Origin of the sequence: Gardnerella sp. KA01002, from assembly GCF_049244015.1 — a bacterium.
GTDB lineage: Bacteria > Actinomycetota > Actinomycetes > Actinomycetales > Bifidobacteriaceae > Bifidobacterium > Bifidobacterium vaginale.
Window position 1 is genome coordinate 884,630 of the sequence record NZ_CP058365.1, and the last position, 25,024, is coordinate 909,653.

Genomic DNA, 25,024 nt, shown 5'->3' on the forward strand with positions numbered 1-25,024 from the left:
TTGATTAATGAGTTTGCAATCAATCTACACTCTGATTACAGTCTGGGCATAATCCAAACACTTCCAAAGTGTGATCTATAACCGTATACCCATGAGATTCGGCGATCTTGTGAATCCAACCCTCATCATCAGGAGGCTCTATATCCACGGTTTTACCACACTTTTCACACACAAGATGGTGATGATGAGTATTCTCATCGCAAATGCGAAATAGTTGCTGTCCATTAAAACGAACAGTATCAACCTCGCCACTTTGTGCAAGCATATTAAGCTGACGATACACTGTGGCTAAACCAATGATTTCACCATCTTCCACAAGCAGGCGATGCAGATTCTGTGCAGAAACAAAATTACGCGAAGCTCTTAAATGTTCAAGAACAGTTTCTTTTTGCTTAGTGTTTCTGCGTACTGGCTCACCAACCATTATTTAACCTTTTACCTTTCAAACTATTAAAAAATCTAATACTAGTCCAACAAACTATAACTATTTAAATTTTAAGACTAATACTAAATCTTTTAATCAAGCTCGTCATCCCAACAGCCAGTAGCATCTAATTCTGCAGCTTCTTTAACTGGGTCATCACACAAAACAGTAATATGACCCATTTTGCGATTTTTACGAACCTCAGCCTTTCCATAGTCATGAACATGCCATTCTGGATGCTCTAATATAAGAGAACGAGTAGGAGCAACATGTTGACCAAGAACATTAACCATCACTGCAGGAGAAAGCAGCTTAGGCTTTTTTAAAGGCCATCCAACAATACCGCGAATATGTGCTTCAAACTGATCCATATCGCAAGCTTCAATCGTGTAATGCCCAGAATTGTGAGGGCGAGGAGCAAGCTCGTTTACTACTACACGATTATCTTTAGTAATAAATAACTCAATGCCAAGCGTTCCAGCAAGCTCAAAACCTTTAGCCAGTTGAAGCGCTAAATCGTGTGCGGTCTCTTCTACAACAGGATCCACAACTGCAGGTGCGAGAGTCATATGAAGAATGCTATTGTGATGAACGTTTTTTACAAGAGGATAAGTCACAAAATCATTACCATTGCCGGAAACAAGAATTGAAGCTTCAAAAGCAAAATCTACAAAGCCTTCAAGAATAGACGGAGGGAATTTTCCTCCCCTATCGGAACGGTGATGAATATTAGCAACATCTTCTTCAGTGCGAAGAACATCCTGACCATGACCATCATAGCCACCACGACGAGTCTTAAGAATAGCAGGCAAACCAATTTCTTCGATTGCTGCGTCTAAATCGTCAAGATTATTGACTTCACGCCATTTAGCTGTTTCAATGCCATGTTTATTAATAAACTCTTTTTCACAAACACGATCTTGTGTAACACGCAATAAATCTGTGCCCTGAGGAATAGCTGTTAAATGACGAACCTTATCTAACGCATCTGCGTTAACATTTTCAAACTCGTATGTAAGAACATCACAACGTTCAGCAAGCTCGCGCAAGCCTTCAGGATCATCATAATTTGCCTCAACCTGCAAATCTGCAACCTGAAATACTGGGCAATCAAGCGTTGGATCTAAAACTCCTATGCGGAATCCCATATGTCTAGCTGCAATAGCCATCATGCGTCCCAATTGACCGCCGCCAATAATTCCAATAGTGGCTCCTGGCATCAAACGCTCTACAGCACCATTAGTGACTTCAGATAAGCTCGGCATTAGATTCCTCAACCTTCTCTTTTAATTCTTGACGGTAATCTTCAAGTTCGTCTGCAAGACGATTATCTGTTGTGCTCAACATGCTTACTGCAAGCAAACCAGCATTTGTAGCTCCCGAGTTGCCCACAGCTGTTGTAGCAACAGGAATACCACCAGGCATTTGCACTATAGAAAGCAAAGAATCCCAGCCCGAAAGAGCATGGGATTTTACAGGAACACCAACAACTGGAAGAGTTGTTTGAGCAGCAATCATACCTGGTAAGTGGGCCGCTCCACCAGCGCCAGCAATAATTACGCGAAAACCATTTTTTCTAGCACTGTGAGCAAAATCTGCCATAAGTTCTGGAGTGCGATGTGCAGAAATAACTTTTTTCATATACGGCACTCTGAATCTTTCTAGGATTTCGCAGGCATGACGCATGGTTTCCCAATCACTTGAAGACCCCATAACAACTGCCACAATAGGCTTAGAATCTGACACTTCAGCCACAACAACCTCCCCGTGTATGCACTGATACGCAACTTCTGCGCAAAGGTTACGCACAGGTTTTACTTTACGCAGAAGCACGGAAAAATCGTTGATAATTAGTCTTTTATATTATTTTTTTGTTAACTGTTTGTTTTTGAGAACATATTTTATGTCTGCAGCAGCCGCCACATCGCTCGAATGTGTTACAACAATCACGCATTTTCCGTGTTTATGAGCTGCGTCTTTTAAGATTGATATAACTTCTTGTGTTGTATTTGGATCCAAGCTACCTGTTGGCTCATCGGCAAGAATAACAGGAGCAGAAGATACAAGCGCTCGCGCAATAGCCACTCGCTGCTGCTGCCCGCCAGAAAGCTTTGTTATATTTCTAGTTGATTCGTCTTCACTAAGTCCCAGTTCTTTAAGAATCTTGGAATCAGCATTTGAATTAACAAGACGCAAGTTTTCTACAGGAGTCAAGTAGTCGATTAGATTGAAATTCTGAAAAACTAAAGACACATGATTCTTGCGATGATTAGAATATCCACCATTCTTGGAAATATCTTGTCCATCAAACAATACTGTTCCTTTTGTTGGAGTATCTAATCCCGCTAGAAGAGATAGCATAGTGGATTTTCCAGCTCCAGATTGACCTGTAATACTGTATATTTTCCCTGATTCAAAATCCGCATTAACGTTTCTAAGAACAGGAATATTAGTTGCACCATAAGAATAATCAACGTTGTTAAGTTTTAATAAAGTAGTCATAATAAAACTCCAATATTTTCTAAATTTAATATTTCATACTTAATATTTAATACTTGTAAATTTTTAATTTTCTATCAGAATCCGAATCTTATTCTTAATAAAATCCAGTTAAATCCAATCTTCTAATTGATTCATATTAATTATCTAAGAAAATCACCTCAGCTCATTGAATTCAATACAAAGCGAGGCTTTTTAAACATTATTGGCGCAAGAGCAATGCATAGAGATACAAACGCTATAGCAAATCCTATAAGAATAGCAAAAAATGTTTGTTTATTTGGAATCCAAGAAATGCTTAAGTCAGAAATTGTACTATTTGAGACATTAGCCAATAGCATTGATCCTACACTTGAAGATATTGCAGACCCAATTAGAATTGATGCAACTGAACAGAAGGCTGTTATTATAAAAACTTCTATAATCATTTGCAAAGCTATTACAGACTTGTTCATACCAATTGCCATTAGAACTCCAACTTCGTGAATCCTTCCTCGAACCCAAAAAACAAGAACTAAACCAAGCACTATAATTCCGACTAATGCAAGACACATTAAAATCATTGTTACTAGTTGCTTAACTGTTTTTACAGATTGAAGAACAGAGGCAAATCTTTGCGCATTGTTTTCTACAGAAAGCATGCCATCGCCATCGTTTTTAGCGATTTTATTAGCTTCTTCTAAAGCTTTAGTTAGATTATTTGAATTTTGCATAACGCACTTTATAGAACTGCGATTTTTACTTCCAGACAGGTAAAGAGCGGATTCTAAATCAGTTATTACGCGATTTTCGGAAGAGTCTGACGGCAACGCACCTTTTGTTTGCATCTTGCCAGAAAAAATACCAACAACCTTAAGATTAATGCTTTTGCTGCCTTGTTTTAGCTTTAAAACAGAGCCGAGTTTAAGATTATTTTGCTTAGCAAAAGACTTGTGAATTATTGCAGATTTTGCGCGCTTAAAGTCGCCAGGTGCCGAAGAATCAATATGATTACCTTCCTCAAGCTTATATAATCCTTCTTGAAATCCTTGTGATAACTGTGATCTAGTTGTTCCCGTTATTGAAACAAGCGAAAACATCTCATCATTGTCTAAACGCGGACCATGTATTGGCGCTACAATTTTAACGTTAACAGGATTTGCTAAAACATCTTTTTCTTCTGCAATAGTTTTTATTCCACTAATCTTTTTAAATTTTGCAATAAGATTTTCTGGAATTCCTTCGTTTTTTTGCAAATCTTGAGGAATATCTTGCTGCGATTGATTAGCGGAATCACTAGAAGAATCAGACTCTGGCAAAGTCTCTCCCTGCGTTTTTGCATAAACGCTAAAACCTAAACCAATATTGGAAGTTAATTGATTCTCTAGATTTTTTACAGAAGCAATAACTCCACTCTGGCAAATAAGCGCACTAAGAACAACCGTAATAATCAAAGCTAAAATAGCACTGCGCCTTGGTTTTCTAACTATAGCTAGCCAAGCTCTTTTTATAATTTGAGTCATTTTACCACCTACTTTTGCAGCCAACTACTTTTGCATGCCAAGCAAATCTCTAGGAGACTTTCGCAAAATAGGAAGATAAGACAACGCAACTGCCACAACAATAACCATCAGAACAATTAATGACGATTGAATTAAACATTCTGTGTTAACTTGAACAGCAATCTTATCTAATGTTCTCGTTGCCATGCTCGATTCTAGATTTCCTCCAGCTTGACCCATCGAACTAAGCTGCTGCGCGGCAGAATTTTTTACTGAGCCTAATGCGCAATCACTAATCCAAGGAGATATTGCGCTCGCAAAACCGTAACCTATTGCAATAGCTGGAATAGCAAGTATCACAAGCTCAGAAATCTGCTGCAATACAAGTGACGCCTTTCCAACACCAATTGAAGTTAGAACACCAATTTCTCTTCTACGCTCATTAATCCAAAGAATAAGCACTAATCCTAAAGCAATTACAGCAAACGCGCTTACTGCAATAACTGTTATGTTCATCATGGATTTTACGCCTTTTGCTGCTCCAATCATGCCTTGTACGAATTGATCATCTCGAGTAATCTGATAGTTTTGCAAATCAATCGGAAGCTTAGACGCTTCTTCAATCACAGAATCTGCGTCCACTCCTTTTTTAACCTTAAAACTTGCATCCTGATATATCTCTTTTCCAGGCTTATATTTGTAAAGCTCTCTAGTTGTTTTCAAATCTGTATACACAGTATTTGCAGTTAATTCCGCACGTGTTGCAACTGGGCGATTATTAGCTCCGCCATAAATTCCAACTATGCGTGTTTTTACTTGCTCCGTAGAATGGTTAAGATTATCGGCGTCAAACGGGTTTGCTTTAAGCGTTAACGAATCGCCTAATTTTAAGCCATTTAATTTTGCTAAATCTTCGTGGATTAAGGAAGCATGCTCATCTGATTCTTGCAAAGCTCTTCCTTTAACCATGTGAATTGATTTTGTTTTAAACGCATTTAAGCCCTTAGAAGAGTTTGTTCCCTCTAAGTTTACAGCGTTTCCAAATTGCTTTTCTCTACGAGCATCGTAGTCTTGAACACCTTTGATTCTAGCTGCTTTTGCACCAACTAAATCGGCAGTAACATTTTGACGCAAAACATACGAATCAACATTTTTTAGTGACGCTATTTTTTTAACATCACTTGGCTTAACAGTTCCTGCTCCCCTAGGAGTTCCAGGATTTACTTGCGGATTATTTGCTAAAACAAAACTAGATTCTGCCTGTTCTTCTACCTTTTTGCCTTCTTTTTCTGCAGCAATCGCAACTGCAGAAGATGCCAGCAGAAGCGTTGAAATTAATGCTAATATTACAAACACTATTGCTGATTTCACTCTTTTTCTCAAAACGTAGCGTATTGCGCGAGAAATAAATGTCATCGACTACCTTCCTCATTGAACACTTGTCATTGAAATTGTCTGTTACAAAATAGGTACAATAAGTACAATCTCGTAGCTTATATGATTTACCCTTATAAAAAGCTAAGAAAGAACTGTTGATTTTCTTTAAATATCTTAGAAAATTTTATGAAAATTACTGATTTAATCTAAAAAATATGCGCAATATTGTTATAATCATTTTAAATATTTTTAGTTGTCAAATGATTATAGAAGAAAATTACGCAAACAAACTATAAGTTTTACAAATTAAAACTTACTAGTCAAAAAAATTTATTTTGCATGATTTAACTAGAATTTGCATGATCATTTTGCAGGATTTGCATAGATAAAAGCGTGTAAAAGAAATAAGGCGCGCACATTGTATTACCAAAGCGCCCGCCTTAATTATTTTTATTTATAAACAAACCTAAATCGACCCAAATCTAACTAAAGCGCGGTACCGTGCTGATCGAGTCGCGGATTTTGCTTAGAGTTGCTAAAGCTAAAGAACAGTCCAAACACGCCCAAAGCAAACAACACTGCAACAGTTATAACAAGCACCATTGGCTGACTTGGCAGCCACATAATTACCAAGAACGCGAATGCAGAAAGCAAGAGAACAGCCCAAGAACACACGCCAATAACTTTGCGAACAGTATTCCAAGTATCATCTCCAGCCTTAGCTCGCTTAATATTACGAGTTAACTGTTCCTCTTGTTCTGTAACGCTAGAAGATGGCTTCCAACCGTCAACGCCGTTTTCTTGGAGCCTTCTTGAATGTTCTTGCAGATTGTATTCGTCAATCATTCCACCGCGACCGCGGCCATTCGTTTGATCGTATTGAGACGGGATTCCCCTACGACTCTGCCTGGCTTTTGCTCTACGCTCTTTGCGGTTTGCCATGATTGATTCCTTTCTGCATTGAATTTTCACACAATACGAATCATTTTAACGCATAACTAAGCCATTTTGGCACGCGTCAACAATTTTTTCGATTAATAAATCGTTTAATAAACGCCCTTTTCGAGTGGCAGCAATACGATTTTTGTTCAACACTGCCAAATCTTCTTTACACACTTCGATTAGCACTTTTTGCAAATAAGAATCGTCAAATTCGCAATTTGCTTTACGCATCTTTGTACACAATTCATCAATACTAAGACCTTCCCTAATGCGCAACCCAAGCATTACCTCTTCTATCAACGCATCCTCGCTATTTATACACTCGTAGTTTTGCCAAGGCACGTTTCCTGCATTAATCGCATGCGCCCAACGTTTTGGATGCAAAATATCCCAAGATCTAAGATTGTAAAACTTGCTTGAATCCGCCAAAAGAGCACAATCATCCATGCTTTGCTTGCTAATGCCGCTAACAGAATTGTAGTGAGAATGAGCCCCTGGGCCAATTCCTGCCCAATCAATGTTCTTCCAATATCCAAGATTATGTTGAGACTCAAAACCAGTGCGCGCCCAGTTAGAAATCTCATACCACTTTAAGCCAGCAGAATTAAAAAACTCGTCTGCAACTTCGTATTTCGCGGCTTCATCATCGTCATCTGGCGCGTGAATTGTGCCAGCAGCAATTTGGCGACCCATTTTTGTGCGCGGCTCTACTGTTAGCGCATACGCGGAAACGTGGTTAACGCCCAGGCTCAAAGCCATTTCTACCGACTTTCGCCAATCGTCTAGACTCTCCCCTGGAGCTCCATAAATCAAATCAACACTCGAACGCAAACCACAAGCATCCGCTGCTTTAACTCCGCGCTCTACATTTTCTGGCGTATGCGTGCGGTCAAGCGTTTTTAACACATGCGGCACAGCCGATTGCATTCCAAAAGATATTCGCGTAAATCCACCTTCTGCAAGCGTCTCAATATAAGACTCGTCTGCAGTGTCTGGATTTGCTTCCGTAGTTATTTCCGCGCCAAGCATAATGCCCCACAAGTTACGTATTTCTTGCAAAATTCGCACTAAATCTTGCGCTTTAAGAACAGTCGGAGTGCCGCCGCCAAAGAAAACAGATTGCGCTTTAGGCTCGAAAATCCCGTGAAATTCCTGCCACTTTTTTACAAGACGCATCTCACGAATCGCAACATCCGCGTACCCTTCACGACTCGCACCTTCGCCCAAATCACGAGCAGTATACGTATTAAAATCGCAATAACCGCAGCGACGCAAGCAAAACGGCACGTGCACGTAAACTTCAAAAGGCATGCTTGAAAGCGAATCTTCACTAGGCTTGTTCGATTCAAAATTCAATATAATCCTCAGCCTTCAGACTTTTGCGCTGCACGAATCTTATCTTTAGTGTCTCTATCGTTTGCGCCATCATCCGTAGCCAAAGCCGCAACAAACGCTTCTTGAGGAACTTCAACGTGTCCAAGCATCTTCATGCGCTTCTTACCAGCCTTTTGCTTTTCAAGAAGCTTGCGCTTACGAGTAATATCGCCGCCGTAGCATTTAGCGAGCACGTCTTTTCTAAGCGCACTAATCGTTTCGCGCGCAATAATACGCGAGCCAATTGCAGCCTGAATTGGAATCTCAAACTGTTGGCGAGGAATAAGTCCGCGAAGTTTCTTCGTCATCATAACGCCGTAAGAATAAGCCTTATCGCGATGTACGATGGCGCTAAAAGCGTCAACCTTATCTCCCTGAATAAGAATATCTACCTTAACAAGATCTGCAGCTTGCTCGCCATCTTCGTGGTAGTCAAGAGAAGCGTAGCCCTTTGTGCGGCTTTTAAGCTGATCGAAGAAGTCAAAAACGATTTCTGCAAGAGGAATCCTGTAGTGCATTTCCACGCGATCGGCACTAATGTATTCCATTGTGCCCATTTCCCCACGATGATCTTGGCACAAGTCCATAATAGCGCCAATAAAATCTTTTGGAGCAATAATGTCGGCAGCAACCATTGGCTCAATAATGCGCTTGATTTTGCCTTCTGGGAACTCGCTAGGATTAGTCACATGATGCTCGGTACCGTCTTCGCTAGTAACGTCGTAAGTTACGTTTGGAGCAGTTGAAATAAGATCTAATCCAAATTCTCGGCTTAAGCGCTCGGAAACAATCTCCATGTGCAAAAGACCTAAGAATCCACAACGGAAACCAAATCCCAACGCAACCGACGTTTCTGGCTCGTAAATAAGAGCAGCATCGTTAAGTTTTAGCTTATCGAGAGCATCTCTTAGCTCTGGGAATTGCGCGTTATCTATTGGGAATAAGCCAGCGTAAACCATAGGCTTAGGGTCTCTGTAGCCTTCCAAAGGCTCAGATGCGGGATTTACAGCGCTAGTAATAGTGTCGCCAACTTTAGATTGACTCACGTCTTTTGCGCCTGTAATTACGTAGCCGACTTCTCCAGCTCCAAGCGCCTTGGTTGGAGCCATATCTGGGCTAATAACGCCGATTTCAATAGGATCATGCGTCATGCCAATGCCCATCATATGCAATTTTTCACGCGATTTAAGCTCGCCATCAACCATACGAATATATGTGACGATTCCGCGATACGAATCGTAGACTGAGTCAAAAATAAGCGCACGAGCAGCGCCATTAGGATTTCCATTAGGAGCTGGCACTTCCAGCACGATTTGGTCGAGAAGATCTTTTACACCTTCGCCAGTTTTCCCAGAAACACGCAAAACTTCATTAGGCTTGCAACCAATTAATCCAGCTATTTCTTCCGCATGCTTGTCTGGCTCCGCACTAGGCAAATCGATTTTGTTTAATACAGGAATAATCGTTAAATCATGTTCGATTGCCATATAAAGGTTAGAAAGCGTCTGCGCTTCAATACCTTGAGTGGCATCCACAAGCAAAACCGCACCCTCGCATGCTGCAAGCGCACGCGAAACTTCGTAAGTAAAATCAACGTGACCAGGAGTATCAATCATGCCAAGCGAGTACTCTTTACCGTCAAAAGTCCACGGCACGCGAACAGCCTGCGATTTAATAGTGATTCCGCGCTCTTGCTCAATATCCATGCGATCCAAGAAACGGTCTCGCATCTCACGTTCTGGCACAATTCCAGAAAGCTGCAAAATGCGATCCGCTACAGTAGACTTGCCGTGATCTATATGCGCAATAATGCAGAAGTTGCGTATCAACGATTGATCCGTAAATCCTGGCTGGTTATGCGGTGTAATCAAAGCAAATATCTCCTTTTAAGACACAATGAATATATAGTATAATGTGCATCAAGCACTGTAACTCATTAATGGTAGCAACTTGACTACCCTAGTCCAAGAAGATAAGAACAGCAAGTTATGCACTTAATTACATTTAATGCATGCAGTAAGCATTATGGTGATTAATATTCGTGAAAATTAGTGGTTTTATCCAAGAATCATGCTATGCTTACCCTTTGTATGTCCTTGATATAGCAAACGTCGTTTGGAGTAATAGTGGCAAACATTAAGTCGCAGAAAAAGCGCGTGCTCACCAATGAGAAGGCACACAAGCGTAACGTGGCAGTGAAGTCTGCTTTGAAGACTGCTATCCGCGCTACTCGTGAAGCCATCGCTGCTGGTGACAAGGCTGCAGCTGAAGCTGCATTCGCAGTGGCTGCTAAGAAGCTTGACAAGGCTGCAGGTCGTGGTGTGATTCATAAGAATCAGGCTGCAAACCGTAAGTCTGGTCTTGCTTTGGCAATCAACGCTCTTTAAAATAGTCGCATTAGATTGCGATCTTAATTAGAGTTTGAAAAATCTCCGTTATCATTTGTTTACATTTGGTAACGGAGATTTTCTGTATACTAGAACATTTTTATATAGAAAAACAAGAATCGTTCAAGAATAAATAAAGTAATATCAAACAGTAATATGCATTTTGAATTGAATATCACAATACTTTGGTGTATAAACAGCAGCACCAAAGGCTATTATTGAACCAAAAGAGTCCTTAACAATGGATTCAACTGCAAGAGATGGAGTTTTATCTTCAACCTGTAAAACTTTTGCCATGGTTCCACATAGTTGCTCAACATGAACAGACAAATCATTTTCACAAAGCTTTACAGCGTAATCGCTTTCTAGAAACTCTGCTAAAGATTTTTTCGTAAAATCATGAGTCAAAACTTTTGGAAATCTTGAAGCTTCAAGATAAACTACACTGTAATTAGACAAAACGTCATCAACGTACTTTAATCGTTTAACACAAATCAGATCAATTGACTCATCTAAACCAAGCTTATAAGCAGCAGATTCATCTTTAACTACATCATTTTGAATAACTTTGATTCGTATATGTTCTTTGCTTTCAGAATAATTCTGGTAAAAGCCTTGAACCTGGTCTGATATAACTTCACGGTTAACACTGTGAATAACATCTCTTGCTCTAAAAGTTCCTTTGCCTTGTATTCTTACAAGCAGACCTTCCAATATCAGATTATCAACTGCATGTCTAAGAGTAATTCGGCTAACGTTGTATTGCTTACACAATTCTACTTCTGGAGGAAGTTGTTCGTCTGGCTCCATTAAGTCAATGCGTTTCCTAAGATTGTCTCGCACGGCAATATATTTAGGTACACCTTCGGTCACAATCCACTCTCCAAATAGTAATTTTCTTTTAAAAGCTATTAAAAAAAAATCTTAAAAAATGAAGCTTTTAAGAAAATTTTTACAAATTTGCTTTCAAAACACACAACAGTTACATAGTATCAGTATATTATGCCAATATACGATTAAGGCGTGCCTATACTACAAAAGGCTACAATCTTAAATTATTGATTAAAGTTGCTATTTAATCGCAAATGCAAGATTATAACCTTTTAGACTTATCGTTTCTATTTTTAATTGTGATTTAAGTTTAATTTCTACAATAACTCTTCACAATTGTATTAGTTTTCAATTGCATATTTGACTTTACTATTTTCTCTGCGAGTCAACAATATTGAAGACGCATAGAAAAGAATATAAGATATTACAACTGCAATAATACTTACGATTTTGCCTCCTGCAACATTCGTGTAACCAAGAAAAACTCCAGTTACACCAAAATCAGCGTCTGAATAAGTGGAGTTTGCAGAACCAAGATTACCCAAAACAGGCAAAAGAAGTAACGGCAAGAATGTAATAACAATACCATTAACAAAACCGCCTACAACGCAGCCTCTTCTACCAGCTTGGCCGTTGCTAAATACGCCAGTAACACCACCAGCCATAAAGTGCGCAACAATTCCTGGAATAACAACTGTTGTGCCAGCCAAAGCCATAATAACCATTCCAACAATTCCGCCAGCAAAGCTTGCCAAGAATCCAATAAGAACAGCGTTTGGAGCAAAACCAAAAGTCATAGGAGCATCCAATGCTGGTTTAGCGTTTTTAACGAGTTTTTCGGATATTCCCTTAAATGCTGGAACAATCTCATCTAAAACAACCTGTACGCCTGCAAGAATAATGAAAACGCCTGCAGAGAACATTGCAGCCTTAAGAATAACAAACACAATAAAGTTTTGCCCATTAGATAAATGCGATTCAATATATTGCGGCCCCGCAAAAAGTGCTACAACAGCGTAGATAATTGCCATTGAAAGTGCAATGAGAACAGTTGTATCTTTTAAGAATCCAAGAGCAGCTGGGAACTTAATATCTTCAGTAGACTTAGACGGATGCTTTTTAGAAGCTGTAAGTTTTGCAATCAAAGTTCCAATAAGAACTCCACTACTCGTAGGATGTCCAAGTGCAACATCATCTTTGCCGGAGGCAGTGCGCATAAATGACTGAACCAATGCTGGAGAAATCGTAATAAGTAGACCTTGAGCGAATGATCCGAGAATAATAACGGTTAGAGTATTAAAACCTGCGACATTGAAGATTACTGCGAGCATACTTGCCATATAGAATGCAACGTGACCAGTTAAGTAAATGAACTTAAATCTAGATGTTATTGATAAAACAATGTTAACAATCATTCCAAAGAAGAAGATTAATGCTGCTTCTGATCCATACTTCATAAGAACTGTACCGATTATAGCTTCATTATTTGGTACTACGCCTTGAACATGGAACGCATATTGGAACATGCTCCCAAAAGGATTTAGTGCTTCAGTGACTACTCCAGATCCGGCTGCCAATACTAAGAAACCAATCATTGTACGAATAGAGCCTTGTACTATGTCGGAAATCTTTTTGCCTTGTACTGCAAGACCAATTAGAGAAATCATTGCAACTATTACAGATGGTTGTCTAAAAACATCTAGCAGTATAGACAGAACACCGTTCATAGTTCTCTCCTTATATATTTTTATTAATATGTGAGCTGATTTTGGCATGCATAATTTACAAAATTACAAGAGAGAAAATGTAATTAATGCCAAAAGTCTTTTGCCCAAACTTAACTTAGTGCAAGAAGCCATAATAATGGATAAGCCAAGACATAAATTTGTTATAATGTTATATTCAATTTTTGATGATTTTCGTATATATTTTAAATAAAATGAAAATTATTAAGCATAATTGCGATTTAATAGAAAATAATACAACAAAATCGCAAATAATCTGAAATTTACTAGCATTTCATTGCAGAATAACGTAAAAATATGTGAAAATAATCACAATAATTGCAATAAAAGACACACCCACAATGCAAAAATCACGCAAAAAGCCGGAAAAACACTACTCAATAATCCAAGCTAAACCAATCAAAACAGCCAAGAAAAGAAGATTCACAATTGTGTACATAAGCAAATAGCGACCCTTATTATGAGGATACTTATGCGTAATACTCTTGTATGAAATCAAAGATGCCATAGACGCAATAAGCGTTCCCATACCGCCAAGATTAGTACCAATAATAAGCATCTTCCACTGGTCGCAGAAGCCTGAAAGTAAGATAGTAGTTGGAACATTACTAATCATTTGACTAGAAACAACCGAAACTTCCATAGGATGAGAGCCAACCCACATTTGTGCAATCTCGGTAAATCCTGGGACCCTACGCATGTTTCCAATAAAAATAAAGAACATTATAAATGTAAGAGGCAAAGCCCAGTCTAGAGCGCGGAACACATGCGAATCGCAAATAATAAAGGCAATAACAACTGCCAAAACCATAATCCAGTCTGGAATCCAGCCAGCTACTCCACACAAGCACAAAACAAATAAAAGACTATAAACAATAACTCGCCATTGAGTAAAACCAACACCGTAACCCATAACGCGAATCTCATCTGGTTTAGGTGATTTAGAGTGCGGAGCCAAGACACTTTGTTCAATGTCATCTCCATGCAAGCCCTCAAATTGATCGACTTTTCTAGAGCTAAAGAACACAAACGCAAACGCAATCATAAGAATCGCAGCAGTAAGCGTGTACGGAGCCATAATGGAAAGAAATCCACCAGTAGACATTCTAGTAAGCGCTTTAAGATACAAATTGTGTGCATTGCCAATAGGAGTTAGCATACTTCCAACGTTTGCACCAATCGTCATTAAAGTCACAACAAGAATTGCGTGCTTTTCTGCATTCGCCATCATCAAAACAGAAATCGCAAAAGGAACAAAAGTTACAAGTGCAACATCATTAGTTATAAGCATCGCTGAGAAAAACGTTAGAGACATAAGAACCAGAACTAATCCGCGCTCAGTCCTAACTCTTCTAAGAAGATTCGCGCCAATGCTTCTAAAAACGCCTATTCGCTGGAATCCGCAAACAACCATCATTAAGCAAACAAGTTGAGAAATAGTGTTTACATGAATGTAGCTAAAATATTGCGCATCTGGTGGAACGAAAAAGCAAGAAATAACAGCTAAAACGGCGGCCACAATAAGGATGGTTTCACACTTGACCAAATTCAGAAGCCAGCGCCTCATCGTTCCTCCGTGACAAAAATACACAACTCGTTCAATTGTATAAGAAACCCAATCCAAAGGGGCAAAAATTCCCGACAAAATCGTTGAAATAACAAGGCATATTGTCTTAAAAGAGCTTTAGTTTTGCCACAAAGCGAATAGGCAAAAATCCGCCCATTTTTATGACACGCGCAAAATGGGCGCATGTCGTAGAAGACTATATTATAAATGGAAAAGAAGTCTTGAAGTTTAAGCTTAAAGGCTGAAACAACTTAAAGCAAAAGCGAGAAGCGCAATTATGGCAAACGAAGAATTGCAGAAAACAAAACAAAACAATCATAAAAGAAACACAGCAGATTTGGTTGTAGAATGCCTTGTAAATGAAGGCGTTGAAGTTGTTTTTGGAATCCCAGGCGAAGAAAATATTCCGCTTTTAGAAGCAATTGAACGAAATGGAAACATACGCTTTGTGCTTACTCGCCACGAGCAAGGCGCAGGTTTTATGGCCGCAACTTATGCTCATATTACGGGAAAGCCAGGCGTGTGCTTAGCAACGCTTGGACCTGGAGCATTAAATCTTACTCTTCCAGTGGCTCAGGCAAATGCAAGCACTACCCCGCTTGTTGCAATATGCGCTCAAGGAAACGTATCTCGTCTTTATAAAGAATCCCACCAAATCATTGATTTGGTGTCATTGTTCCAACCGATTACTCAGTGGTCTTCGATGATGTTAGCTCCAAGCACTGCTCCAGAAATGGTTCGTAAAGCTTTCTCAATCGCTCAAAGAAAGCGTCCAGGAGCAACCTGCCTTGTAATCCCAGAAGACATTAGCGAAATGAGCGTTCCAGAAAACGCAAAGCCACTTCCACTTCCAAGACCTCTGCACATCCTTCCCGCTCCAGATACTATTGACGAAGCTGCTAAAATCATTAGCCAAGCAAAAACGCCGATTATTCTTGCAGGAAACGGAGTTGCACGAAGCCACGCTCAAGAACAGCTACGCGCTTTTGCAGAACAGCTTAATGTTCCAGTTGCAACAACATTTGAAGGCAAAGGCGTGTTCCCAGATAATCACCCTAATGCTCTTGGCGTAGTCGGATTCATGCATAGGGATTATGAGAATTTTGCTTTCGATACAGCAGATTTGATTATTGCTGTTGGATTCTCTATACAACAGTTTGACCCTAAGAAGATTAATCCAAATATTGACAAGACTATTATTCACATAAACACATTTGTTGAAGACACAGACGCACACTACCCTACTGCCCTAAACATTATGGCAGATATTGGTCAGACTCTTAAAACTCTTACAAATGTTCTTAAGGATAGAAACATTACTTTTGATGTAACTCACCCAAAGATTCGTCAAATGATTACAGACGAGCTACGTTCGTTTGAAAACGATAACAGTATTCCTATGAAGCCACAGCGTGTTGTATATGACACTAGGCGCGCTGTTCCAGAAGGCACCAAGGTTCTTGTAGACACAGGCGCTTTAAAAATGTGGATGGCAAGGCTTTACCCAACAATGCACCCAAATACTTGCATTATAGACAACAGCCTTTCTACAATGGCTTGGACTTTGCCTGGAGCTGTTGGAGCATCGTTTATTAAAGATAATAGTGGAAAAATCAACACAAAGCCTGTTCTTGCTGTTATGGGCGACGGCAGCTTTATGATGAATGTTCAAGAGATTGAAACCGCTGTTCGCGTGGGTTCTAGAATGGTTGTTCTAGTTTGGGAAGACAACGCTTACGGATTGATTAAGTGGAAGATGGACTTACACGCTGGAGAACACGAATACGTTGATTTTACTAATCCAAATGTTCCAAAATTGGCAGAAAGCTTTGGAGCTAGAGGCCATGTTGTACAAAAGCCAGAAGACTTATACAACATGCTTAAAGAAGCTTTGGAACAAGAAAGCGGCGTTGACGTTATAGCTTGCCCAGTGGATTATAGCGAAAACATGAAGCTTATTGAAAAGCTTGGAGACATTGATTTTGGCAACTAGGTTGATTGTGACAACTAGAGTGCTAATTGCATAAGAAGAATCTCCGCACTTGCATTAATTCAGTTATCATCTGCCAATTTAAAGATAGTTAAAGGTAGTTTTCTGAAGAATAAATGCAATGCGGAGATTTTTATAATACTTTTACAACACGGTTTAAATATTTAATTTTCCTCCTTTGCTTTATCATCGTAGCGTCTGCCAATAAGAGCTGCTCCTAACGCACCAAAGAACACTTCTTGATTTGCAATCACTACACGATCTGGTATTTTTAGTGAGGACAAAAATGACGATTTTTGTTCAAGTCTACAAATGTATTCTTTTACGCCTTGTAATAAAATTGCTCCTGTTTTACTCACTCCTCCACCAATAACAATAATCTCTGGATCAAAAGTAACTGTAATAATCTGTAGTGCACTAACTAAGGTGGAAATGAACTTATTCCATACTTTTTCAGCTTCTTTATTTTTAGCAGAAACATTGCGCAGCAAAGACGCAATAGGATACTCATTCTTTGCTGGCCAAAGTTTAGATAAACCAGTTCCAGAGATTATTGTTTCTACACATCCACGCTGTCCACATGGGCAATCCCTGCCCTGCGTATCAGCAACTATATGACCTATTTCTCCAGCCACACCAGTGGAGCCGTGGAAAATAGAGCCATTAATGATAATTCCCGCAGAAACTCCAGTACCTAAATTCAAAAACACTAAACTACTAGAATCAGAACCATAATAATTATATGCACCGAATGCTGCAGCATTAACATCATTATCTATTACAGAATTCAATCCAAAACGTTTACGTATTTCAGTCTTAAAATCTATACTATGAGATCCCAAATTTACTGATTCAGATACTTGCCCAGTATGTTGATTAACTAAACCAGGCACACCAATTCCTATAGTGAATTTAGTATCATTGCCATATTTTAGGATAATTTGATTAATCACTTCAGAAATAAGCTTGCACACTTCATCGACAATCTCTACTTCACCTTGCTTGGTAGAAACTTGAGAATGCGCAATCAGTTCATTATTAGTATTGAAAGCTGCACATAATACTTTTGTTCCACCTACATCTACCCCTATGCTTATATGCGACGGTGTGCTGTGCGTCATAATAAACTCCTTAGAAAAATACTTCTGCTTTGAAGTTGAACCCTATTAAACCAATTAAGTACAATTATTGCACTAAAAGATAAAAATGCAAGACTATCTAATATATTTAATAAAAACATTGAAAAATAAAGGAATCTATAGTTCCAATATTTCATATATAAAAAATAAAATTAGAAAATATTTTACAAAAACATGTTTTAGTATATATTCCAAACTATATATTTATCTGATAGAATATCATGTATAAAACAATGGGCATTAAAAGTGGAACGACGACATGAGCATAAAAACAATAGCGAAGCCAATGATTAATCAATTAATGACAGTGTCTCAAAAAACCATACCTGCCGACGCAAGAATAAATAACAGAATGCTAATATTCAACTATTTATTCCCAAAACAAATACTTTCTAGAGCTATGCTCGTAAGAAAAACAAAATTATCAAAAGCATCTATTTCAACCGTCGTGTACGAAATGCTTGAAGACCACATATTAGTAGAAAGTGGTCAAGAGTCAAAAATAGAAAGAGGTAAAAAAGGTACACTACTCGAAGTAGACGCAAACTATTGGAACATTATAACTATAGATCTTTCACAACCTTGTCTCATACAAGGCGCTGTCGTTAATCTGTGCGGAGATATATTAAAAAGATCGGAAATATCGTTATATAAAAGCACAGATGCGAACTGTGAAAAAATCATAGAAGTTTGCAAAACTCTAATAAATAATTCAAATAATCACATACTAGGAATAGGAATTGCTGTACCTGGAATCGTAGACGATGAAGGAAGAGTAGTTCGCTCATCGAATCTTCAGTGGGAAAATATAAACATTAAAGAAGAGTTGATTAAGCATTTTAATTGTCCAATTATCGTTGATCATGACACGAATAGCGCATTACTAGCCGAAAGATTCTTCGGCAACGGCGTACCAAATACAATATTTATACAGTTATCGTTAGGTGTTGGCGCATCAATATTAATAAATGATGCTATTATCACTGGAATAAATAATTCTGCAGGAGAAATTGGTCATATTACAGTAGATCCGCAAGGACCAGATTGTTCATGCGGCAAAAAAGGATGTTTAGAAACATATATTTCCGCGGAAACACTGCATAGAAAAATGTTTACATCAAATAGAAAACCAGAAGATATATTAGCAGAGGCAGGTAATTATTTAGGAAAAGCTCTCACAACAACAATTAATCTTTTAGACCTAACAGACGTGGTAATTTATGGACCATCCGACATTGTAAATAAGGTATTTATAAGCTCTACAGAAAAAGCAATACAAGAATATGGTCCATACAGTCCAAAACATCCTTGTACAGTAAGAAGATGCACTTGCAACAATGACATAACTCTTATAGGAGAATGTATATCAGTAATTCAAAATAGAATCATGAATCTCTAAGATATAAAAAGCAAAGAAGCAATCAACAAAAAATTAATGTAAAAACTAGTAGCAAAGAAGCACAAAATGAAAATCGACAATTCAAATACCGAAATAATACCTTCACCACAAAACATATCAATATACGCAAAAGATACTATTACGCTTCCACAATCAAGTCATATTAGTTTCATAAATATTAAACCAGACTTAAGAATAACTACAGCAGCAAAACAGCTATGTGAAGATTTGAAAAACAATCACAATTGCAACTGGAGCATTAGCTACTCAGAAGGATATAAAAGCGCTATATCGGCAGCTATTAACAAAAATCTACGTATTCAAGAATATAAAATTTCATCTAAAATCTCGACCAATCAAACACTTATAAGCATAGAAGCTGGGAGCATAGCGAGTATATGCTTTGCAATACAAACTATAAGACAACTAATTATGCAATATGGTCTAATACTGCCATCATTACAAATTCAAGACTTTCCAGAAATACCTGTAAGAGCATATTCTTATGATGTTTCAAGAGGAAGAGTGCCAAAACTTTCATGGTTAAAAACTTTAGTAGACCAGTTAAGTCTATACAAATATAATCAACTTCAACTATACGTAGAACATGTTATCGATTTAGATGACACAATTGAATCCTGGATTGGACATTCACCATTAACTTGTAGTGAGATTATCGATCTAGATGAATACTGCTATGCAAGAGGAATAGAACTCGTTCCAACACTTGCAACTTTTGGACACATGTATGAAATACTAAGAAGTAACTCATATAAACAGCTTGGTGAATTCCCAGACCAATCAGAAAGACCCTTCAGTTTTGTTGAAAGAATGATGCATCATACTCTAAATCCTACTAATCCTAACACTATACCGTTTATATCTAAAAGGATTAAAGATTATGCATCACTATTTAAATCTAATAAGTTTAATATTGGCGCCGATGAGACCTTTGACCTTGGATGCGGTGAAAGTAAAAATGTTGCTGAAAAAATAGGAGTGGCAAATCTTTATTTGTCCTATATTAAAAAGCTATGTGAAAAATTACACGAATTAGATTTGCAGCCAATAATGTATGCTGATATTGCAATAAAACACCCAGAGTTATTAGCTGATATTCCAAAAAATGTTATTTTTGCAAATTGGGATTACTCGGCAAACGTGAATGAAAACAATATAAAACTAATAAAAAGTCAGAATCGCGATCAATACGTATGCCCTGGCACACAATCTTGGAATAGGCTTATACCAGATTTTGACTCTGCTATAAGTAACATATCCAAAACATGTGAATATGGGCACAAAAATCATGTATTAGGATTTTTGTTAACTGATTGGGGAGATTATGGACATATAAACGATCCAATACTCTCACTTCCGTATGTAATAATATCATCGGAATATGCTTGGAAATCTAATAATATTGCAAAAAAAGATTTAATAAACAAGGTAAGTAATGTATTTGCTAACAGAACAAACTCAAACTTACTTAACATTATTAAACAAGCGTCTCATGCACAAGCATTCAGCTGGTCTGACGCTGTGCAATTCAAAGAACTTGAATACAATAACGAAAATATAGCAAACGAAGATGTACTATTTTCATTAGGATATCCAAAGAACACTTCCCTAGAACAAGCAAGAAGACGATTCTTAAATGAAAGAGAAGCACGAATATTAAATGCTAAAGAATATAATCGCACTCTATCAGAATGCTCAAAGAGCATCTACGATATAAATGCTTGCAGCGAAAATATAAACTGTGAAAATATAAACAAAGATTTTATAAGCACTAGCATTTTAAACATTCAAGGTCAACAACTGCTCAACCAATTAGGGTTGTACATACTAAACCAGAGATTTACTCTAGCTGAAGCAAAATCTTTTAAAACAAATTTGAACGAATGGTTCACCCAATATCAAAATCGTTGGGAATCAATAGGTAAAACGGCAGACTTGTACAGGATACGAGAAGTATTGGATTGGTATATAAAAATACTAGGGATGTGAGAAAAGTATATTTACTGGACATATACGCATTAAATATAAATACGACCGAGAAAGTTTATGAATAACAATAAACAAACCCGGTCGTATTTAAATGTTATTGCAAGATAGAAAAGCATGTCGGTAAAGACAAATTTTGCTAATCTACAACATGTAAAGTACGATAAATGTAATTTTTATATTTTTCTGGATTAAGCTTACTACATATTTCAACATTCGGAGTCTTCCCAGAGAAGAAATTAGCGTCAACAAGAACTGAACCATAACTTGGTCCAGGAGTTGCATCAACTTGGCAATAATATTTTGTGCATTCGCTTATACATTCAGGATATAGCGCAGCGGCAACAGCAGATGGATCAGCCATATCGAGATAAGCATCCCCAAAACGGCTAATATTCATTTCCATTAATTCCCTATTGCAATCAATGGCAAACTTACCAAGTTTTCCACTTTCGCGAATATTAGCAATTTCTTGTGGATTCAGCATACATTCTCCCAAGCATGCATCCCATCCAACAAACATAATATTTTTAAGACCAGAATCAACTAATATCTTTGCAGCTTCTGCATCTTGCCAAATATTGAATTCTGCTACAGGAGAAACATTTCCACGACCTAGACCAGCAGATCCCATAACTACTATGCGACCAACTTTTTTCATCGCTTCATAATCAACCTTAATAGCTAGAGCAATGTTAGTTAATGGCCCTAATGCAATAATGTCTATTTCACCATCCTCACTGTTTCTCAAAGTTTCAATCATTTTCAAAACAGCATTACCATTACTTTCTTTTAAGCGATGAGGCACTAGACCAATATCACCCATTCCATCTCTGCCATGGGTTTCATGAGCATAAACCAAATCGCGCAACAGCATGCTGCTACTTCCTTTATATACAGGTGGTTCATATGAACCAGCATGCTCGATAGTAGTAAGCGTATTAATAGTCGCTTGTTCCATGCATACGTTTCCTGATACAGTGGAAAACATTAATATCTTATATCTAGGATCATTTAAAGCCATGGCAATTGCCATAGCATCATCCGAACCACAATCTGTATCTATTATTATTTTCTTTTTAGAATAAATTTCTTTATTTTCCATAAACTCTCAACACCCTATCAATTAATAGAAACTGTATCTTCAAATGTAACTATCTTTAGCAGTGCAGCCGAAGCAATACATATTGCCAGCATTATAAGCCCAAATGTATATGAGAACCCTACTCCAAATTGCGAAATAACAGCACCAACAACGATAGGAGTTAGCATATCAGCTACGCCACTTGCTGAAGCAACGATAGAGCATGCTATACTCACGCGCTTATACATAATTCTAGAGGCAATTGCAACAATAACACTAAATAAAACGCCTAAGAAAAGACCAGCAACGAAAAGCCCAATATAGTAACTCAAGGCAGTGTTAACAAGCATTGCGGCAAGAATAGCAATAAAGGAACCGATACAATTCATGAGTAGCACTAAGGTACCTTTTACATATCTCAGAATCCAAGTGAAAAGGAAACCTCCAAGGACACAACCTAAGTTAAATAGTGTAAACATAAATGCAGCATTTGATTCGCTTATTCCTTTTGTTATTGCAAAACTTGTTGTATACATACCTATAGCAGTCGATACTCCGCTGAATGCGGCAACTGAAATAACAATTCCAGCATAGGCAAGAATCTTACTCTTAGCATATAGTGGCCTGATATGTTCTTCCTCTTTCTCTGTATCTTTAATCTCAGACGTATCTTTGACTATAAAAGACACCGCACAGATAATAAATGAAAGAATACCTAACACATAATATGACCATGCATAAGATAATTTACCACTCAAGAACAGACCTAATACAAATGGTGAAACTGTAGTTCCTACACCAAATAGTCCTTGTCCAAAAGTCAATGAACTTTCATAATTCTTTTTGAATATGCTACTTAACAATGTTGGGCATGCAGCATCCTGCGTGCCAAATGCAATGCCTCCCGCAAACGCAAGTATTAAACCAGAAACAAAACTAGGAATTGTAGGAATACCAAACATAAATATGCCAGTAATAAAAGTACCAATTCCTAAAACTTTTACTGATCCAATTTTCTCTACAAGAACACCTGTTATGTTAACGGTGAGAATTCTACCAAGAGCATATGCTGATCCAAGTAAACCGACAAGTTCAATCTTCTGTCCATAGGTTTGTACTAACTGTGGCAACGTACTGCCAATCATTACACATGTCGAACCTGCCAAGAAATACATAGCAAATGAAAGAAAAGCTTTTAGCGCATCATTACGCTTCATGATTTCACACTTTCCTAGTTCTTTTAATTAACATTTATAAACCATTAGAGGCTTGCCTAAAAAATATCATGATTTTATAATGCTTAAAATGACACTTGTCATGACTAATTTTGTTCTTAAGGAGTAAAAGTAAATCATGAACAACAAATGTATAGCAACGGCGCTTGCATTTATACTAGATGCAACGGATAGCATGAGTACGATTGTAAAAATAGAGAAAGCAAAACAACTCATTCCTCACCAATTCATACGAACATATCACACTAATGATGTTCTCATAAATATGAATAGTGCAGCAAAATATGTATATATCTTTTTAGATGGTAAAGCTACAGTTCGAGGAAGTTTAAATCGTAACGATGGAGTTATTTCAAATATTGAACCAATAGAAATACTGGGACTTTTTGAACTCGTTACCAATGAACCGCATTATACTGCTTTCGTTATGGCAGAAGAAAAAAGTTTGGTATTTAGAATTCCATCTTCGCTATTTCGCGAAATTGTTCAAGAAAATGGCAAAATTTGCTATTGCGTATTATCAATATTCGCAAAAACAGCGGGAAGAACAATGCAAGAAGCAGCAACGAAAAGACTACTTGAATCAATTGACATTATTGGATATTATTTATATACTCAAGCAAACAAAGATAGACCGTATATATGCCCATATACTCGCGAAGATTTAGCAAAAATACTAAATATTAATTTACGAACTTTATACAGGTATCTAGAATCCATGAAAAAAGAGAATCTTATAACAAGCATAAGAGGAAAATTGGTTATAACGGACCAACATTTTGCTTTGCTACATAAAAGATACTCTTCTATGACTATTTAATTATCAAATGACAAATGTCATTTGATAATTAAATAGTCAAAAAGATAATATTTGTAGTAATCAAATAGGAAGTGATTGCATGAAACAGATAATTAAATCATTCAAGGAAGAATTTACTACTGTTGCAGTTGTCACAATACCATTATGTGTTGCTGTTAATTATATTTCTGGAACTATAGCAGGTATGCTAAAACTACCTATTTTCCTTGATACTATAGGTACTTTATTTGCATGCATGATTTTTGGGCCACTTGTAGGAATAACAACTGGAATGCTATCTTCAATAATTTCATCAATCACTATGCCAACCATGCTTCCATTCATAGTGGTCAATATTGCTCTAGCCTTATGCGCTGGTATTCTAGCAAAACATAAAATGTTTTCAAATTATATGAAAATTTTTATTTCTTCAATAATCATGGCAACAATATCCATTATTATTTCAGCACCGATTGTAGTCCTAGTATTTAGCGGGTTCACTGGCGGAGGATCATCTATTATAGCGGCTTTAATAACTGCATCTGGAATGAATATCTGGATTTCTGTATTCTCTACTGAAGGATTCTTTACATGGGTTGATAGAGTATTAACAATCATCATATGCTTAAGCGTTATAAAATGCTTGCCCAATAAATTACTGCTTCTTTTCCCATTAGGTTTACTTTATTTAAAAAATCCAGATTCTGAATAGTAAAAATTAAATCGAGTTTACTATATAAAGAC

The 25,024-nt window shown here is 37.6% G+C and carries 21 protein-coding genes; 6 read left to right on the top strand and 15 right to left on the bottom strand.

All coding sequences use genetic code 11. From position 1 onward, the window contains the following. Positions 1 to 19: 19 nt before the first annotated feature. From HXT60_RS03470 to lepA, 9 genes are all read right to left on the bottom strand, one after another. Positions 20 to 424, bottom strand: coding sequence for a Fur family transcriptional regulator (locus HXT60_RS03470; protein ID WP_421790749.1), 405 nt, complete (start codon positions 422 to 424; stop codon positions 20 to 22). Between the two features lie 92 nt (positions 425 to 516). Continuing rightward, on the bottom strand, positions 517 to 1,689 hold the full coding sequence (purK, locus tag HXT60_RS03475) for a 5-(carboxyamino)imidazole ribonucleotide synthase (RefSeq protein ID WP_004113596.1): 1,173 nt from the start codon (positions 1,687 to 1,689) through the stop codon (positions 517 to 519). Continuing rightward, the gene (purE, locus tag HXT60_RS03480; RefSeq protein WP_217430555.1) at positions 1,673 to 2,137 is read right to left on the bottom strand and encodes a 5-(carboxyamino)imidazole ribonucleotide mutase; all 465 of its coding nucleotides are present in this window, start codon (positions 2,135 to 2,137) and stop codon (positions 1,673 to 1,675) included. The genes purK and purE overlap by 17 nt, the downstream gene beginning before the upstream one ends. Positions 2,138 to 2,287: 150 nt before the next feature. Further along, positions 2,288 to 2,926, bottom strand: a complete 639-nt coding sequence (locus HXT60_RS03485; RefSeq protein ID WP_004117754.1) for an ABC transporter ATP-binding protein — start codon at positions 2,924 to 2,926, stop codon at positions 2,288 to 2,290. Positions 2,927 to 3,084: 158 nt separating this feature from the next. Beyond that, positions 3,085 to 4,425: an ABC transporter permease gene (locus HXT60_RS03490; RefSeq protein WP_032833898.1), complete on the bottom strand. Its 1,341-nt coding sequence runs from the start codon at positions 4,423 to 4,425 to the stop codon at positions 3,085 to 3,087. Positions 4,426 to 4,449: 24 nt separating this feature from the next. Continuing rightward, the gene (locus HXT60_RS03495; protein WP_421790751.1) at positions 4,450 to 5,820 is read right to left on the bottom strand and encodes an ABC transporter permease; all 1,371 of its coding nucleotides are present in this window, start codon (positions 5,818 to 5,820) and stop codon (positions 4,450 to 4,452) included. 447 nt (positions 5,821 to 6,267) lie between these two features. Then, a complete protein-coding gene (locus HXT60_RS03500) occupies positions 6,268 to 6,723 on the bottom strand; it encodes a tripartite tricarboxylate transporter TctB family protein (RefSeq protein ID WP_004117747.1) in 456 nt (151 codons plus the stop codon). A 45-nt stretch (positions 6,724 to 6,768) separates the two neighbouring features. After that, positions 6,769 to 8,034: a radical SAM family heme chaperone HemW gene (gene hemW / locus HXT60_RS03505; RefSeq protein ID WP_421791414.1), complete on the bottom strand. Its 1,266-nt coding sequence runs from the start codon at positions 8,032 to 8,034 to the stop codon at positions 6,769 to 6,771. A gap of 53 nt (positions 8,035 to 8,087) precedes the next feature. Next, a complete protein-coding gene (lepA, locus tag HXT60_RS03510) occupies positions 8,088 to 9,968 on the bottom strand; it encodes a translation elongation factor 4 (protein ID WP_421790753.1) in 1,881 nt (626 codons plus the stop codon). A gap of 255 nt (positions 9,969 to 10,223) precedes the next feature. Here lepA and rpsT point away from each other — a divergent pair, with 255 nt between their 5' ends. Continuing rightward, positions 10,224 to 10,484, top strand: coding sequence for a 30S ribosomal protein S20 (gene rpsT / locus HXT60_RS03515; RefSeq protein ID WP_004113577.1), 261 nt, complete (start codon positions 10,224 to 10,226; stop codon positions 10,482 to 10,484). A 144-nt stretch (positions 10,485 to 10,628) separates the two neighbouring features. On the opposite strand, the gene HXT60_RS03520 is transcribed toward rpsT, so the two are convergent. From HXT60_RS03520 to HXT60_RS03530, 3 genes are all read right to left on the bottom strand, one after another. Further along, complete coding sequence (locus tag HXT60_RS03520; RefSeq protein ID WP_004114987.1) at positions 10,629 to 11,357, bottom strand: GntR family transcriptional regulator; 729 nt, start codon at positions 11,355 to 11,357, stop codon at positions 10,629 to 10,631. 299 nt (positions 11,358 to 11,656) lie between these two features. After that, positions 11,657 to 13,042: a PTS ascorbate transporter subunit IIC gene (locus tag HXT60_RS03525; protein WP_248898761.1), complete on the bottom strand. Its 1,386-nt coding sequence runs from the start codon at positions 13,040 to 13,042 to the stop codon at positions 11,657 to 11,659. A gap of 391 nt (positions 13,043 to 13,433) precedes the next feature. Beyond that, complete coding sequence (locus HXT60_RS03530) at positions 13,434 to 14,627, bottom strand: SLC13 family permease (protein ID WP_004113569.1); 1,194 nt, start codon at positions 14,625 to 14,627, stop codon at positions 13,434 to 13,436. A gap of 277 nt (positions 14,628 to 14,904) precedes the next feature. Between HXT60_RS03530 and HXT60_RS03535 the strand changes: the two genes are divergently transcribed. Beyond that, positions 14,905 to 16,620: an acetolactate synthase large subunit gene (locus HXT60_RS03535; RefSeq protein WP_004114980.1), complete on the top strand. Its 1,716-nt coding sequence runs from the start codon at positions 14,905 to 14,907 to the stop codon at positions 16,618 to 16,620. Positions 16,621 to 16,781: 161 nt separating this feature from the next. On the opposite strand, the gene HXT60_RS03540 is transcribed toward HXT60_RS03535, so the two are convergent. After that, positions 16,782 to 17,738: an ROK family protein gene (locus HXT60_RS03540; RefSeq protein WP_410309874.1), complete on the bottom strand. Its 957-nt coding sequence runs from the start codon at positions 17,736 to 17,738 to the stop codon at positions 16,782 to 16,784. A gap of 277 nt (positions 17,739 to 18,015) precedes the next feature. Here HXT60_RS03540 and HXT60_RS03545 point away from each other — a divergent pair, with 277 nt between their 5' ends. Both HXT60_RS03545 and HXT60_RS03550 read left to right on the top strand, forming a co-directional pair. After that, a complete protein-coding gene (locus tag HXT60_RS03545) occupies positions 18,016 to 19,155 on the top strand; it encodes an ROK family protein (protein ID WP_004114978.1) in 1,140 nt (379 codons plus the stop codon). A gap of 66 nt (positions 19,156 to 19,221) precedes the next feature. Beyond that, the gene (locus tag HXT60_RS03550) at positions 19,222 to 21,165 is read left to right on the top strand and encodes a beta-N-acetylhexosaminidase (RefSeq protein WP_421790757.1); all 1,944 of its coding nucleotides are present in this window, start codon (positions 19,222 to 19,224) and stop codon (positions 21,163 to 21,165) included. 136 nt (positions 21,166 to 21,301) lie between these two features. On the opposite strand, the gene HXT60_RS03555 is transcribed toward HXT60_RS03550, so the two are convergent. Together HXT60_RS03555 and HXT60_RS03560 are read right to left on the bottom strand one after the other, a co-directional pair. Beyond that, positions 21,302 to 22,267: a nucleoside hydrolase gene (locus tag HXT60_RS03555; protein WP_004117733.1), complete on the bottom strand. Its 966-nt coding sequence runs from the start codon at positions 22,265 to 22,267 to the stop codon at positions 21,302 to 21,304. A gap of 17 nt (positions 22,268 to 22,284) precedes the next feature. After that, complete coding sequence (locus tag HXT60_RS03560) at positions 22,285 to 23,463, bottom strand: MFS transporter (protein ID WP_101887967.1); 1,179 nt, start codon at positions 23,461 to 23,463, stop codon at positions 22,285 to 22,287. A 136-nt stretch (positions 23,464 to 23,599) separates the two neighbouring features. Here HXT60_RS03560 and HXT60_RS03565 point away from each other — a divergent pair, with 136 nt between their 5' ends. Next, entirely contained in the window at positions 23,600 to 24,301 is a 702-nt protein-coding gene (locus HXT60_RS03565; RefSeq protein WP_004113553.1) for a Crp/Fnr family transcriptional regulator, read from the top strand. A gap of 79 nt (positions 24,302 to 24,380) precedes the next feature. Continuing rightward, positions 24,381 to 24,992 (top strand): ECF transporter S component, encoded by a 612-nt coding sequence (locus tag HXT60_RS03570; RefSeq protein WP_075038855.1) that lies wholly within the window; start codon positions 24,381 to 24,383, stop codon positions 24,990 to 24,992. Positions 24,993 to 25,024 lie beyond the last annotated feature (32 nt).

Coding starts and splice junctions, on each gene's coding strand:
- HXT60_RS03560 (WP_101887967.1), bottom strand. CDS start 23,463: ATGAAGCGTAATGATGCGCTAAAAGCTTTTCTTTCATTTGCTATGTAT.
- HXT60_RS03565 (WP_004113553.1), top strand. CDS start 23,600: ATGAACAACAAATGTATAGCAACGGCGCTTGCATTTATACTAGATGCA.
- HXT60_RS03545 (WP_004114978.1), top strand. CDS start 18,016: ATGAGCATAAAAACAATAGCGAAGCCAATGATTAATCAATTAATGACA.
- HXT60_RS03550 (WP_421790757.1), top strand. CDS start 19,222: ATGAAAATCGACAATTCAAATACCGAAATAATACCTTCACCACAAAAC.
- purK (WP_004113596.1), bottom strand. CDS start 1,689: ATGCCGAGCTTATCTGAAGTCACTAATGGTGCTGTAGAGCGTTTGATG.
- HXT60_RS03490 (WP_032833898.1), bottom strand. CDS start 4,425: ATGACTCAAATTATAAAAAGAGCTTGGCTAGCTATAGTTAGAAAACCA.
- HXT60_RS03540 (WP_410309874.1), bottom strand. CDS start 17,738: ATGACGCACAGCACACCGTCGCATATAAGCATAGGGGTAGATGTAGGT.
- HXT60_RS03485 (WP_004117754.1), bottom strand. CDS start 2,926: ATGACTACTTTATTAAAACTTAACAACGTTGATTATTCTTATGGTGCA.
- HXT60_RS03555 (WP_004117733.1), bottom strand. CDS start 22,267: ATGGAAAATAAAGAAATTTATTCTAAAAAGAAAATAATAATAGATACA.
- HXT60_RS03495 (WP_421790751.1), bottom strand. CDS start 5,820: ATGACATTTATTTCTCGCGCAATACGCTACGTTTTGAGAAAAAGAGTG.
- purE (WP_217430555.1), bottom strand. CDS start 2,137: ATGGGGTCTTCAAGTGATTGGGAAACCATGCGTCATGCCTGCGAAATC.
- HXT60_RS03500 (WP_004117747.1), bottom strand. CDS start 6,723: ATGGCAAACCGCAAAGAGCGTAGAGCAAAAGCCAGGCAGAGTCGTAGG.
- HXT60_RS03535 (WP_004114980.1), top strand. CDS start 14,905: ATGGCAAACGAAGAATTGCAGAAAACAAAACAAAACAATCATAAAAGA.
- hemW (WP_421791414.1), bottom strand. CDS start 8,034: ATGCCTTTTGAAGTTTACGTGCACGTGCCGTTTTGCTTGCGTCGCTGC.
- HXT60_RS03470 (WP_421790749.1), bottom strand. CDS start 424: ATGGTTGGTGAGCCAGTACGCAGAAACACTAAGCAAAAAGAAACTGTT.
- HXT60_RS03570 (WP_075038855.1), top strand. CDS start 24,381: ATGAAACAGATAATTAAATCATTCAAGGAAGAATTTACTACTGTTGCA.
- HXT60_RS03525 (WP_248898761.1), bottom strand. CDS start 13,042: ATGAACGGTGTTCTGTCTATACTGCTAGATGTTTTTAGACAACCATCT.
- HXT60_RS03530 (WP_004113569.1), bottom strand. CDS start 14,627: ATGAGGCGCTGGCTTCTGAATTTGGTCAAGTGTGAAACCATCCTTATT.